The following is a 13534-nucleotide window of genomic DNA, read 5'->3' on the forward strand; positions in this document are numbered from 1 at the left end:
GGCACAATGATCCGCATGCAGCACCACCACATCGCCAACGCCGCCGTGCCCTCGTCCTCGGGGCGCACCATCGCCGTGATCGACCCGTCCGACGGCCAGCCGTATGACGAGATCCAGCGCGGCACGCCCGAGGACATCGACGCCGCCGTGCAGGCCGCCCAGCAGTGCTACGACAGCGTCTGGCGCCGGCTCAGCCCCGCCGAGCGCGGGCGACTGCTACAGCGCGTGTCGGCCAGCATCAGCGCGCATGCCGAGGAACTGGCCGCCATCGAGCAGCGCGACTGCGGCAAGCCCACGAAACAGGCGCGTGCCGACGCCGCCGCGCTGGCGCGCTACTTCGAGTTCTACGCCGGCGCCTGCGACAAGCTGCATGGCGAGACCATTCCCTACCAGGAGGGCATGAGCGTGTTCACCTGGCGCGAGCCCCATGGCGTGACCGGCCACATCGTGCCCTGGAACTACCCGATGCAGATCTTCGGCCGCTGCGTGGCCGCGGCGCTGGCCGCGGGCAATGTCTGCGTGATCAAGCCGTCCGAGGACGCCTGCCTGTCGATACTGCGCGTGGCCCAGCTCGCGGCCGAGGCGGGCCTGCCCGCGGGCGCCATCAACATCGTCACGGGCTACGGCCATGAGGTGGGCGATGCCCTGGCGCGCCACCCGGGCGTGCGCCACATCAGCTTCACGGGCAGCCCGCGCATAGGCACGCTGATCCAACAGGCCGCGGCCGAACGCCACTGCCCGGTGACGCTGGAGCTCGGCGGCAAGAGCCCGCAGATCATCTTTGCCGACGCCGATCTGGACGCCGCCCTGCCCGTGGTCATCAACGCCATCGTGCAGAACGCGGGCCAGACCTGCTCGGCCGGCTCGCGCGTGCTCATCGACTCGCTGATCTACGAGCCGCTGCTCGAGCGCCTGGGCGCGGCCTTCGAGCAGCTGCGCGTGGGCCCCGCGGCCATGGACCTGGATCTGGGGCCGCTGATCCGCCAGAGCCAGCAGCAGCGCGTGTGGGACTTTCTGTCCGACGCCCAGGTCGCCGGCATCCCCCTCGTGGCCCAGGGTACGGTGGTCGACGAGGCGCCCGAGACCGGCTTCTACCAGGCCCCCACGCTGCTGCGCGACGTGCCGCCCGAGCACCGCCTGGCCCAGCAGGAGGTCTTTGGCCCGGTGCTCGCCGCGATGGCGTTTCACGACGAGGACGAGGCCGTGGCGCTGGCCAACGGCACGCCCTTCGGCCTGGTGGCGGGGCTGTGGACGCGCGATGGCGCGCGCCAGCTGCGCATGGCCAGGCGCATCGCCAGCGGCCAGGTGTTCATCAACAACTACGGCGCGGGCGGTGGTGTGGAGCTGCCGTTCGGCGGCGTCAAATCGAGCGGCCATGGGCGCGAGAAGGGCTTCGAGGCGCTCTACGGCTTCACCACGCTCAAGACCGTGGCCATACGCCATGACTGACGGAGCCTGGATTTCTTCAAGTGAAATCAGGCTCCGGCGCTTGTCCACAAAGCGCGGGCAGCTATACATACAGTAGTAACCAGGCAAACACCATGCGCGTACCCGGCAAGTCCGTCATCGTCACCGGCGCCGGCAGCGGCATTGGCGAGGGCATTGCCCGGCGCCTCGCGGCCGAGGGCGCGCGCGTCGTCGTCAACGACATCAACGACGCGGCCGGCATGCGCGTGGCGCAGCAGATCCGCGCGGACGGGGGCGTGGCCGACTACCAGCATGCCGACATGACGCAGGGCGCCGAGGTGCGGCAGCTGGTGGCGCGTGCCCTCGCGCTCCACGGGCGGCTGGATGTCTTCGTCAACAACGCCGGCTGGACGCACAGAAACCGCCCGCTGCTCGAGGTGAGCGAGGCCGAGTTCGACCGGCTCTACGCCGTCAACGTCAAGAGCATCTACCTCTCGGCCATGCACGGCGTGCCGGCCATGCGTGCCAACCCGGGCGGCAGCGGCGGCTGCTTCATCAACATCGCCTCCACGGCCGGCATACGCCCGCGCCCGGGGCTGACCTGGTACAACGGCAGCAAGGGCGCGGTCATCACCACGAGCAAGTCCATGGCCGCCGAGCTCGGGCCGGACAACATCCGCGTCAACTGCATCAACCCCGTGTTCAACCCCGACACCGGCCTGTCCGCCGAGTTTGCCGGCGGTCCCGTGGACGAGGCGCGCCGCGCCAGGTTTCTGGCCACCATTCCGCTGGGGCGCTTTTCCACTGCGCTCGACGTGGCCAACGCCGCGCTCTACCTGGCGAGCGACGAGGCCGCGTTCGTGAGCGGCATCTGCCTGGAGGTCGACGGCGCGCGCTGCGTCTGAGAGCCGGCGACGGCGCCCGGCCCAATCCCCTGCCGCCCCTGGTGCTCCTGGCGCCGGCGGCGAGCGGCTGCGGCACAATCTCCGCATGGGTGAACGCACCATCAACATCATCGAGCCCTCGCGCCAGGCCGGCGCGCTGCAGCCACCCCTGCGCAGCAGCGACTGGCCCGCCCCCACCGGGCTGCTGCGCGACACGCGCGGCCGGCCGCTGCACGACCTGCGCATCAGCGTCACGGACCGCTGCAACTTCCGCTGCACCTATTGCATGCCCAAGGAGGTGTTCGGCAAGGACTACCAGTACCTTCCGCATGCCGACCTGCTGAGCTTCGAGGAGATCACGCGCCTGGCGCGCCTGTTCATGGCGCATGGCGTGCGCAAGATCCGCCTGACCGGTGGCGAGCCGCTCTTGCGCAAGAACATCGAGCGCCTCATCGCGCAACTGGCCGCGCTGCGCGGCGCCGACGGCCAGTCGCTCGAAATCACGCTCACCACCAACGGATCGCTGCTCGCGCGCAAGGCGCAGAGCCTGCGCGACGCCGGCCTCTCGCGCGTGACCGTGAGCCTCGACAGCCTGCAGGACGAGGTCTTTCGCGCCATGAACGACGTGGACTTCCCGGTCGCCGAGGTGCTGGCCGGCATAGAGGCCGCGCGCGCGGCGGGCTTTGAGCGCACCAAGGTCAACATGGTGGTCAAGCGCGGCACCAACGACCACGAGATCCTGCCCATGGCGCAGCACTTTCGCGGCACGGGCATCACGCTGCGCTTCATCGAGTTCATGGACGTGGGCGCGACCAACGGCTGGCGCATGGATCAGGTTCTGCCCTCCGACCAGGTCATCGCGCGCCTGCAGAAGCGCTGGCCGCTGGTGCCGCTCGCGGCGAGCAGCCCCGGCGAGACCGCCCAGCGCTGGGGCTGGGCCGGCCCCGACGGCCGCCACGACCCGCGGCTGGGCGAGGTCGGCGCCATCAGCAGCGTGACACATGCCTTCTGCGGCGACTGCAACCGCGCGCGCCTGTCCACCGAGGGGCGCATGTACCTGTGCCTGTTTGCCACCCAGGGCTGGGACCTGCGCCGGCTGCTGCGCGGCGGCGCCAGCGACGCGCAGATCAGCGCCGCCATCGGCGACATCTGGCACCAGCGCACGGACCGCTACTCCGAGCTGCGCGCGAGCCTGCCGCCCGATCAGGGCACGGGCCGCGGCCGGCGCATAGAGATGAGCTACATCGGCGGCTGATGTCCCATGGCACAGTTTCGGGACACAGATCGACACGCATGACGGATCCGCAGGACATCACCGGCCTCATCCTCGCCGGCGGCCGCGGCACGCGCATGGGCGGCGTGGACAAGGGCCTGCAGCAGTTTCGCGGCCAGCCGCTGGCGCTGCACGCGCTCAGGCGGCTCGCGCCCCAGGTGGGCGCCGTCATGATCAACGCCAACCGCAATCTCGCGGCCTACGCGGCGATGGGCGTGCCCGTCTGGCCCGACGACCTGACCGACTACCCGGGCCCCCTGGCGGGCTTTCTCGCCGGCCTCGCGCATTGCACGACGGACTGGCTGCTCACCGTGCCCTGCGACACGCCGCTGTTTCCCACCGACCTGGCCCGGCGCCTGGCCGACGCGGCCGCCGCCGCGGGGGCCGACCTCGCCATGGCCTGCGCGCCCGAGCCGCAGGCCGACGGCGGCACGCGCCTGCGCAATCAGCCCGTGTTCTGCCTGCTGCGCGCCAGCCTGCGCGAAAGCCTCGAGCGCTTCACCGAGCGGGGCGGGCGCAAGGTCGAGCAATGGGCGCGCGAGCAGCGCTGCGCCTTCGCCCATTTCGACCGGCCCGGCGACGACCCGCTGGCCTTTCGCAACACCAACACCCTGGCCGAGCTGCACGCGCTCGAGGGCCAGCAACCCAAGGCCATGCCATGACACGCACCGCGCAGATTGCCGCCGAACTCCCCGACTACGACCCCGAGGCGCTGCGCGCGAGCGCCGTGGGCGCGTTTCTCGAGCGTCTCGTCGCGCCCATCACCGAGACCGAGGAGGTCGGCCTCCTCGACGCCCTGGGCCGCGTGCTCGCGCAGGACCTCATCTCGCCCATCAGCGTGCCGCCGCACGACAACTCGGCCATGGACGGCTATGCCTTCGACGGGGCCGCGCTCTCCCCCGGCCAGCCCTTGCGGCTGCGCCCCGTGGGCGCGACGGCCCTGGCCGGCAAGGCCGGCGCGGGCCCGGTGGACGCGGGCGAATGCGTGCGCATCATGACCGGCGCCGTCATGCCCGCGGGGCTGGACACCGTGGTGCCGCTCGAGCTCACGCGCACCGACGCCGACGGCTGCATCCTCATCGCGGCCGACCTGCTGCGCCGCGGCGCCAACCGGCGCCTGGCGGGCGAAGACCTCATGCAGGGGCGTGTGGCGCTGGCCAAGGGAGAGCCGTTCACGCCCGCGGCGATGGGGCTGGCCGCCAGTCTGGGCGTTCCATCGGTGACGGTGTACCGGCGCCTGCGCGTGGCCTGCTTTTCCACGGGCGACGAGCTCCTGAGCCTGGGCGAGCCGCCGCGCGCGGGCGCGGTCTACGACAGCAACCGCTACACGCTGCTGGGCCTGCTCACGCGCCTGGGCGTGCAGGTCATCGACATGGGCGTGGTGCGCGACGAGCCCGCATCGCTCGAGGCCGCGCTGCGCCACGCGGCCGGCCAGGCCGACGCCATCATCACCAGCGGCGGCGTGAGCGCGGGCGACGCCGACCACACGCGCCGCATGATGAAGCAGCTCGGCGACGTGGTGTTCTGGCGCATCGCCATGCGCCCGGGCCGCCCCATGGCGGTCGGGCGCATCCACGCAGATTTACAAGCAGAATCGACCTCCAGCGCCCAGCCAGCAAGCGCGAGCAGCTATCAAAATGAAGATTCCGGCGGCTGCATGCTGTTTGGCCTGCCGGGCAATCCGGTGGCGGCCATGGTCAGCTTTCTGGCCTTTGTGCGCCCCGCCCTGCTGCGCATGATGGGCAGCACGCGCGCCGGCCCGCCGCCGCTGCGCGCGACCTGCACCGAGGCGCTGCGCAAGAAGCCCGGCCGCACCGAGTACCAGCGCGGCGTGGTCAGCCGCACGGCCGACGGCCGGCTGCAGGTGCGCAGCACGGGCCACCAGGGTTCGGGCATGCTCAGCTCCATGGTGCAGGCCAATGGCCTGATCGTGCTGCACCATGGGCAGGGCGACGTCGCCGCGGGCGACATGGTCGATGTGATGATGTTCGACGGAGTGATCTGAGGAGAAACTGAACAAATGCCCTACCACGCACAACACCTGGCCGAAGCACCCACGCGCGACGCGGTCGATCAGATGCAAGGCGCCACCGTGCTCGAATTTGGCGCGCCCTGGTGCACCCATTGCCAGCGCGCCCAGCCGCTCATCGAAGAGGCCCTCAAGGACCAGGCCGGGGTGCAGCACCTGAAGGTCGAGGACGGCCCGGGCCGGCCGCTGGGGCGCAGCTACCGCGTCAAGCTCTGGCCCACGCTGATCTTTCTGAAGAACGGCCAGGAGGTCGCACGCCTGGTGCGCCCGCAGGCGCAGCAGGAGCTTACCGACGCGATGCGCGCGCTGGCCTGATCGGCTCCAGGGTCAGAGCCAGGGTCAGCGCCCGAGTGCCTGCTCCACGCCCTGGTTGGCCAGGGCATCGGCGCGCTCGTTGCCGGGGTCGCCCGCATGGCCCTTGACCCAATGCCACTCGATGCGGTGGCCCGCCTGGTGCGCCAGCTGGTCCAGGCGCTGCCACAGCTCGACGTTCTTCACGGGCTGGCCGGCCGCCGTGCGCCAGCCCTTTTTCTTCCAGCCGCCAATCCATTCGGTGATGCCCTTGCGCACATACTGGCTGTCCAGGTAGAGCCGCACCTCGCAGGGTTTCTTCAACGCGGCCAGGGCCTGGATCACGGCCATGAGCTCCATGCGGTTGTTGGTGGTGCCCAGCTCGCCGCCAAACAGCTCCTTCTCGAGCGCGCCCGAGCGCAGCACCACGCCCCAGCCGCCGGGGCCCGGGTTGCCCTTGCAGGCACCATCGGTATAGATCACGACCTGATTCAAAAAAAACTCCTGAGAAAACCAACCACCCACCGCGCACGGTGGGCACTCAATGCCTGCGCGCCACCTGCACCTGGGCGGCAGCGGCCTTGGGCGCCCTGCGCCACGCGGGCTCAAGCAGCCGCATGCCGGGCACGCGCTTGACGGCGACGATCACATAGGCGGCCCCGAGTATCGGCCACCAGCGCGCGCCCAGACCGTCCATCCAGCCGTAATGCTCGAGCCAGCGCTCGCTGCCCGAGGCCGGCCGATAGCAGCCAAAGCTCATCGACTCGAGCTCGAGACCCAGCAGGCGCAGCCAGTCGCGCAGCCGCCCGGGCGCAATGAACTCGCCCACGTCGGGCAGGTAGAGCTGCCCGCCGCCCCCGCAGCGCTGGTACAGGCGGGCGCGCCACTGGCGCAGGCCCCACAGGCTCCAGGGGTTGAGGCCGCTGATCACCACGCGGCCCTCGGGCACGAGCACGCGGTAGACCTCGCGCAGCGCGGCATGCGCATCCTTGCTGAGCTCCAGCGTATGGGGCATGGCGACCAGGTCCAGACTGGCCTCGGGAAACGGCAGCGCCACGTCCTCGGCCCACAGCGCCAGGGCGGGCGCGTCGTCGCAGGCAGGGGGCTGCACCTCCTGTTCTGCGCCCAGCGCCAGCCAGCGGTGTGGCATGCGGTTGGCGCGCAGGCCGGCCAGGTCCGGCATGCCCAGCTGCAACGCGTGGTAGCCAAAGATGTCGGCCACCAGCTCGTCGTAGCGCTCCTGTTCCCAGGCCAGCAGATAGCGCCCCGGGGGGGAGGCAAGCCAGTGGTGTAAACCTATAATTTCGCCGCTCATGAATTTGCTGCCGTTGCCCGCCTTTGCCGACAACTACATTTGGATGCTGCACGATGCGCGCCATGCGCTCGTGGTCGATCCGGGCGACGCCACGCCGGTGCTGCAGGCGCTGCAGGACATGGGCTTGTCGCTGCAGGCGATTCTAGTCACGCACCACCACGGTGACCATGTCGGTGGCGTGACAGCGTTGCGCAACGCGACCGGCGCCGTGGTCTATGGCCCGGCGCGCGAGGACATCCCCGAGCCGCTCACGCGCCTGGCCCAGGGCGACGAGGTGAACGTCCTGGGCCTCAGGTTCACGGTGCTCGACGTGCCCGGCCACACTGCGGGGCATATCGCCTACTACTGCGCCGACATGAATGGCGCGCCGCTGCTGTTCTGCGGCGACACCCTGTTCTCGGGCGGCTGCGGGCGCCTGTTCGAGGGCACAGCCGCGCAGATGCAGGCCTCGCTCGACGCGCTGGCCGCCCTCCCCGACCCCACACGCGTGTGCTGCGCGCATGAGTACACGCTGTCCAACCTGCGGTTCGCGCGCGCCGTCGAGCCCGGCAACGAGGCCCTGCAGGAATACCAGAATCACTGTGAGGCGCTGCGCGAGGCCGGCAGGCCGACACTTCCCGCACAGATGGCGACGGAGCGCGCCATCAATCCCTTTCTGCGCACGCGCGAAGCCGCCGTGGCCCTGGCCGCGCATCGCTTCGACACGCATGTCGACACACACAACCCCGCCGCGGTGCTGGCTGCACTGCGCCAATGGAAGAACGAATACCGATGAGACTGCTGCACCTTCTGTGGCTCGCCAGCCTGTTGTGGCTGGCCGGTTGCGCCACCACCACCGGCACCGACAGCAACCAGGCCACGGGAAGCCAGCAGGGCAGCCCCGACGCGGCCGCGGTCTACCCTTCGGGCCCCCTGTCCCCCATCACCGCGGGAAGCGCACGCGGGCACATGGTGGCCGGCATCCACACGCCGTCCGACCTATGGGATCGCATCCGCCGCGGCTTTGCCATGCCCGATCTGGAGACCGATCTGGTGCACGACCGCGAGCAGTGGTATGCCACCCGCCCCGACTACATGCAGCGCATGACCGAGCGCTCAAGCAAATACCTGTTCCACATTGTCGAGGAGCTGGAAATGCGCGGCATGCCCACCGAGCTGGCCCTGCTGCCCTATATCGAGAGCGCCTTCAACCCCCAGGCCGTCTCCAGCGCCAAGGCGGCAGGCATGTGGCAATTCATGCCGGCCACGGGCACCTACTTCGACCTCAAGCAGAACGCCTTTCGCGACGACCGGCGCGACGTGCTGGCCTCCACGCGCGCGGCGCTCGACTACCTGCAGAAGCTGTACGGCATGTTCGGTGACTGGCACCTGGCCCTTGCCGCCTACAACTGGGGCGAGGGCAGCGTGGCCCGCGCGATTGCACGCAACGAGAAGCAGGGCCTGGGCACGAGCTACACCGAGCTGACCATGCCCGCCGAGACACGCATGTACGTGCCCAAGCTGCAGGCCGTCAAGAACATCGTGGCCGACCCCGATCGCTTCAACACCGAGTTGCCGCTGATCCACAACCACCCCTATTTCCAGCGCGTGGACATCACGCGCGACATCGACGTGGCGCTGGTCGCCAACCTGGCCGGCATACGCGTGGAGGACTTTCGCGCGCTCAACCCCTCGCTGCACAAGCCCGTGATCCTGGCCGCGGGCATGCCGCAGATCCTGCTGCCCTGGGACAATGCCCAGGTGTTTCGCAAGAACCTCGCGGCCTACGACGAGGGCCAGTACGCCAGCTGGACGGTCTGGACCGTGCCCAGCACCATGAGCGTGGCGGCCGCCGCGCAGCGCGCCGGCATGAGTGAAGCCGAGCTGCGCCAGCTCAACGGCATCCCGCCGCGCATGATGATCAAGGCCGGCTCGGCGCTGATGGTGCCGCGCGCCGCCGGCACGCGCGCCGACGTCTCCGAGCATGTGGCCGACAACGGCCAGATCGCCTTCACGCCCGAAGTCGTCACGCGCCGCACCAGCGTGCGCGCGGGCAAGCGCGACACGGTCGCCAGCATCGCCAGGCGCTACAAGGTCAAGGCAGAGGATGTGGCCGACTGGAACGACCTCAAGGTCTCCAGCAGCTTCAAGGCCGGAGCACGGGTCGTGATGTACCTGCCGGTACGCCTCGGTGCTGCAAACGCCGGCGCCAAGTCGTCAGCCGCTCGTTCCGCCCAGGTCGCCAAGGCGGCACCCAAGCGCAAGGGCGGCACCCCCTCCAGGCGCAAGCGCTGAAGATCAGGAACGCTCTATTCCGCAGCTTTCGTCCCGCCAAGTTCCTCGCACCGATCGGGCAGGCGTTCAGAGGCCGCCCGGCTCCAAGCGCTGATCGGCGCCGCCCCGCGTCAGCGGGACGCCAGCGTCACTGCTTGGCCTCGGTGCTCGTCTGGGTTGCGCTGAGCTGCAATGCCTCTGCGGGGCTGTAGGGCATGAGGCCAGCATCGGAGGCCAGCCATCCCGTGCCGTCGGGCTGCAGCGCAATGTCCATCAGCGTGGCGCGCCCGCTCAGGTGCCGGAGCTTGAAATGCGCACCGCCATCGTCGCTGGTCGCCACCATGCTGCCCTGCCCCACGAGCAGGATCTGGCCGCCGGGCAGCACGACGCTGCCAAAGAACGAAATGGGCGCCGGAATCGCGGCGCGCTGCCACTGCTCGCCGCCGTGATTGACATAGGCATTGCCGCGCATGCCATAGACCAGCCAGCCATCACCGGCCAGCGGCTGGGCGTTGTAGAACGAGCCGTTGTAGAACTCGGGCAACTGAGTCCATGTCTCGCCCAGATCCTTCGAGCGCAACACCAGTCCGCGCTCGCCCACGATGAGCCAGTCCCGACCATCGGCCGAGCCCACGACCCGGTTCATGTGCTTGTCCTCGACCCCTTCGGGCAGCGTCAGCGGCTGCCAGGTCTTGCCGTCGTCCTGCGACTGCAGCGCACGCCCGAACGCCCCTACCGCCAGCCAGCGATCGTCGTGCAGATTTGCCGCACTCATGATCGGCTCGCCGTTCTTCTCGTCGAAGGCCACCTCGGTCCAATTCAGCCCCCCATCGGTGGTGCGCAGAATCCAGCCCTCATGCCCCACGGCCAGGCCACGCAGACCATCGTGGGCAAACACCACCTGGGTGATCAATGCCTGGCGATCCTGCGACAGCTTGGCGGGCGTCCAGTTCTTGCCCTGGTCGCTCGAGTACAGCAGCTTGCCCAGTTCACCCCCTGCCACCAGGGCGGCCTTGGACTGCACAACCGTATTGAAATGAATCTTCTCCACCGCCAGACGCGTTGCCGCGAGCGGCTGCGTATGCCGGGGTGAAAACGCTTGCACCGCCGCAACCGCCATTACGGCCGACATGGTCAGGCCAACGAGTATTCGCACGCTTGTCTCCTAGTTCGTCGCGCCATGTGGCGCTCTCAACGGGTATGGGCCATTGCACAGCATTCTGACGAATGCGCTGGAGCTTTCATCGTCCAAAAGGACGACCACCCCACGGCCGACGCAGCAAAAAAAAGGGCACTGGCCGCTTGCGCTGGCCAGTGCCTGACGACCCGGGGTGGCCGCTCTGCCACTGCCACCCAGGAGGACCGCATCATCGTCAGAAGGTGTACTTCATGGTCAGGGACAGATAGTCGCGGTCGGTCAGCAAGCGGTTGTTCCTCATGTCGAGCGAAGCACTGCCCAGATAGCCGAAGTAGCTCAGGCCCAACGCCAGATTGCCCTTGTAGACGAACGAGGCCCCCACGCTGTAACGCCTGTCGCCCTGGCCACCACCGACACCGCCGACAAGGCTGCGGCCCCGGAGCTGGTGCTGATAGGCGATGGGCACGTTCAGGTCCCAGCCCTCGAAGATGCCGGGGTAGCCCAGCACCAGGGTGCCGGAGAATGCCCAGGCGCTCTTGGAGCGGAACGACAGCTTGTCCGAGGGCACAAAGCCGTATGCCGGCGGGAACGACTCCGAACCCACGGCCGCGCGCTTGTCGACCTTGCCGATGGCCACGCCCGCCACCTCGGCCAGCAGCTGCACCTGATCGGCAATCGGCGTGCGCCCAATGTTGTAGAAGCCGCCGACGTTCAGCTGGGTGATCTTTGCCCGGGTCGCCGTCGCCATGGTCGTGCCCTTGGCCGGATCGATGACGGCATCGACCAGCACCGGCGCGCCATCGCGGTAGGTCAGTTCACCGTAGGCCGACACCGGCCCAAACGTGGTACTCACCGTGCCGCCGAGCAGCTTGATGTTGTCGAAGTAGCGCACCTGATAGGAGCCGTTGCCGATCTGCTTGAGCCCGCCCATCGCAGCCTGCAGCGCCGGGGGAATCGGCGAGCCCGGGGTGAATGCGTTGATCTCCGTCAGCGGCGTACGGTCGTGGTAGTTCATGAAGTACACGCCGACCTCGGTTTCGTCCGAGACGCGATACCGCGTGCCAATACCCCATTGCCCGGTCTTGCTGGGTTCGATGTCGGAACCGCGCGGCCCGAAGGAGCAGCCGCTGAAGCCCGCATAACCCACGGCAGGTACCGGAGGAATCGTGGTGTAGGGCCCCAGGCAGCTGCCGCCGGGGCCTACCGCGTCCGAGCTGTTCAGGAACGAGCCTGGCGCGGGCGCGATCGTGGGATGGAAGCCGAACTGCGCATAGCCCAGCAGGGACCAGCGCGGGTTCATCTCGATGGACATCGAGATCTGGTCCTCTGGCAACACCGAGTCCTTCACCTCGGTTCCCGGGACACCGACCTTGGTGCCGTCGAACGGACCCTGTGCCTGGGCCATGTTGGGCAGGAAGGTCGCCTCGCCCCAGTTCACCACATGACGCCCAAGGCGCACCGTCGCGCGGCTGTCACCGAGTCGGAACGAGGTGTAGCCATAGACGTCGAGGAAACGACTGTAGCCACCGTGGTAGCGCTTGGCCTGGCTCGTGAAATGGTTGAACGGTGGCGGCTTGTTGACGGTCCTGGAATTGGGGTCGTTGTCGTTCGTGCGGTGATAGACATCGTCGTAGAACGTGCTGCCCGACAGCACAAAGCCGCTGTCGCCCTTGTACACCTTGCTCTCGAAAAGAGCCGACAGGCGGTTGGCCGTGAGTGCGCCCTTGCTGAAGTTGTTGTCACCATCATTGCTGCCCGCGGCGCCGGCAAGAATGGGGTCGGCATGCTTCATGCGCTGCGATGCCGTATAGGTGCCGGTCAGCTTCCAGTCCAGCTTGACATCGTTGCCCAGTTCCACGGTCTCGCCAGCATGGGTGCCCCCTGCCAGGACCGCGGCCAGTGCGGCGGCCGCGATCGGCCTGAGTTGGGTGCTATGACTCACAGTGTTGTCTCCTTGTTTGTATTCACGTGGGTGGGACGCGCATGACAGCGACTGGAGCGCATTGTTCTCAGCCCACCTGCAAACTTCATCGTCTATAAAGACTAGAGGCTTTCCCGCAGCGGGTTGCACCGACTCCATATCGTCCGTTTGCATGTGGCGCAGGGAGTGCGCATGTTGTGTGATGGCACGTTGGCAATCCCTCTCATCACACAAGGAGTACCCATGCCCACCACCCTGCTCACCGGATCGGCATCCGGCATCGGCGCGGCCACGCAGGCCGCATTGCAGGCCGCAGGCCACCACGTCATCGGCGTCGACCTGCGCAACGCCGACATCTGCGGCGACCTGTCCAGCGCGGCCGGCCGCCAGTCCGTGCTGCAGCAGGCGCTGGAGAAAACCGGTGGCGTGCTCGACGGACTGGTACTGTGCGCCGGCCTCGGCCCGCAGGTACAACCGGCATCCAGGGCCGTGTCCGTGAACTACTTTGGCGTGGTCGACCTGCTCGACGGCCTGCTGCCCGCGCTGCAGAAGGGCCAGAGTCCGGCCGCCGTGGTGGTGTCCTCGGTGGCATCGGCACAACTGTCCTGGGATCGCAATCCGCTGGCCGCCGCACTCGCTGCCGGCGACGAGGCACAGGCCGGCCAGATCGTCGATGGTGCGGGTGACAAGGGGGGGCAGCTCGCCTACGCCGGGTCCAAGAACGCCGTCACCGTGGCCGTGCGCCAGCGCTCGACCGCCTGGGGCAAGGCCGGCGTGCGCCTGAACACCGTGGCGCCGGGCGCGGTCGAGACGCCGCTGCTGCAAGCGGGCCTGCAGGACGCACGCTACGCCCAGGCCATCAAGGACTTCGTGGCACCGCTGGGCCGCCGCGCAGAGCCAGCGGAAATTGCCGCCACGGTGGTCTTTCTGATGAGTGCACAGGCCAGCTTCGTGCATGGCACGCAGCTGTTCGTCGACGGTGGCATGGATGCCATGGTGCGGCCCACGCAGTTCTGATCACGG

13 protein-coding genes are annotated in these 13534 nt (G+C 68.7%); 9 read left to right on the plus strand and 4 right to left on the minus strand.

Annotated features, from left to right (window positions below; all coding sequences use genetic code 11):
- Positions 1 to 15: 15 nt before the first annotated feature.
- The 6 genes from ABUE11_RS11865 (at position 16) to ABUE11_RS11890 (ending at position 5908) form a co-directional block, all read left to right on the plus strand.
- Complete coding sequence (locus ABUE11_RS11865) at positions 16 to 1449, plus strand: aldehyde dehydrogenase family protein (RefSeq protein ID WP_367065476.1); 1434 nt, start codon at positions 16 to 18, stop codon at positions 1447 to 1449.
- A gap of 92 nt (positions 1450 to 1541) precedes the next feature.
- Positions 1542 to 2312, plus strand: coding sequence for an SDR family oxidoreductase (locus ABUE11_RS11870; protein ID WP_367065477.1), 771 nt, complete (start codon positions 1542 to 1544; stop codon positions 2310 to 2312).
- An 85-nt stretch (positions 2313 to 2397) separates the two neighbouring features.
- Positions 2398 to 3546: a GTP 3',8-cyclase MoaA gene (gene moaA / locus ABUE11_RS11875; protein WP_367065478.1), complete on the plus strand. Its 1149-nt coding sequence runs from the start codon at positions 2398 to 2400 to the stop codon at positions 3544 to 3546.
- Positions 3547 to 3584: 38 nt separating this feature from the next.
- Positions 3585 to 4226 (plus strand): molybdenum cofactor guanylyltransferase MobA, encoded by a 642-nt coding sequence (gene mobA / locus ABUE11_RS11880; protein ID WP_367065479.1) that lies wholly within the window; start codon positions 3585 to 3587, stop codon positions 4224 to 4226.
- Entirely contained in the window at positions 4223 to 5569 is a 1347-nt protein-coding gene (gene glp, locus ABUE11_RS11885) for a gephyrin-like molybdotransferase Glp (RefSeq protein ID WP_367065480.1), read from the plus strand. Before mobA ends, glp begins: the two co-directional genes overlap by 4 nt.
- Positions 5570 to 5584: 15 nt before the next feature.
- On the plus strand, positions 5585 to 5908 hold the full coding sequence (locus ABUE11_RS11890) for a thioredoxin family protein (RefSeq protein WP_367065481.1): 324 nt from the start codon (positions 5585 to 5587) through the stop codon (positions 5906 to 5908).
- Positions 5909 to 5932: 24 nt separating this feature from the next.
- Here the strand turns inward: ABUE11_RS11890 and rnhA are convergent, their stop codons facing one another.
- Positions 5933 to 6379, minus strand: a complete 447-nt coding sequence (rnhA, locus tag ABUE11_RS11895) for a ribonuclease HI (RefSeq protein ID WP_367065482.1) — start codon at positions 6377 to 6379, stop codon at positions 5933 to 5935.
- 46 nt (positions 6380 to 6425) lie between these two features.
- Positions 6426 to 7199 (minus strand): methyltransferase domain-containing protein, encoded by a 774-nt coding sequence (locus ABUE11_RS11900; RefSeq protein ID WP_367065483.1) that lies wholly within the window; start codon positions 7197 to 7199, stop codon positions 6426 to 6428.
- Here ABUE11_RS11900 and gloB point away from each other — a divergent pair.
- Positions 7198 to 7974 (plus strand): hydroxyacylglutathione hydrolase, encoded by a 777-nt coding sequence (gloB, locus tag ABUE11_RS11905; protein ID WP_367065484.1) that lies wholly within the window; start codon positions 7198 to 7200, stop codon positions 7972 to 7974. The two genes, ABUE11_RS11900 and gloB, sit on opposite strands and share 2 nt — an antisense overlap.
- Positions 7971 to 9473, plus strand: coding sequence for a transglycosylase SLT domain-containing protein (locus ABUE11_RS11910; RefSeq protein WP_367065486.1), 1503 nt, complete (start codon positions 7971 to 7973; stop codon positions 9471 to 9473). The genes gloB and ABUE11_RS11910 overlap by 4 nt, the downstream gene beginning before the upstream one ends.
- Before the next feature lie 127 nt (positions 9474 to 9600).
- Here ABUE11_RS11910 and ABUE11_RS11915 read toward each other — a convergent pair whose 3' ends face one another.
- Positions 9601 to 10608, minus strand: a complete 1008-nt coding sequence (locus ABUE11_RS11915; RefSeq protein WP_367065487.1) for a YCF48-related protein — start codon at positions 10606 to 10608, stop codon at positions 9601 to 9603.
- A gap of 217 nt (positions 10609 to 10825) precedes the next feature.
- Complete coding sequence (locus ABUE11_RS11920; RefSeq protein WP_367065489.1) at positions 10826 to 12532, minus strand: DUF1302 family protein; 1707 nt, start codon at positions 12530 to 12532, stop codon at positions 10826 to 10828.
- Between the two features lie 222 nt (positions 12533 to 12754).
- Here ABUE11_RS11920 and ABUE11_RS11925 point away from each other — a divergent pair, with 222 nt between their 5' ends.
- Positions 12755 to 13528, plus strand: a complete 774-nt coding sequence (locus tag ABUE11_RS11925; protein WP_367065490.1) for an SDR family oxidoreductase — start codon at positions 12755 to 12757, stop codon at positions 13526 to 13528.
- The last annotated feature ends 6 nt before the right edge of the window (positions 13529 to 13534 follow it).

The organism is Oryzisolibacter sp. LB2S (assembly GCF_040732315.1).
GTDB classification, from domain to species: domain Bacteria; phylum Pseudomonadota; class Gammaproteobacteria; order Burkholderiales; family Burkholderiaceae_C; genus Alicycliphilus; species Alicycliphilus soli.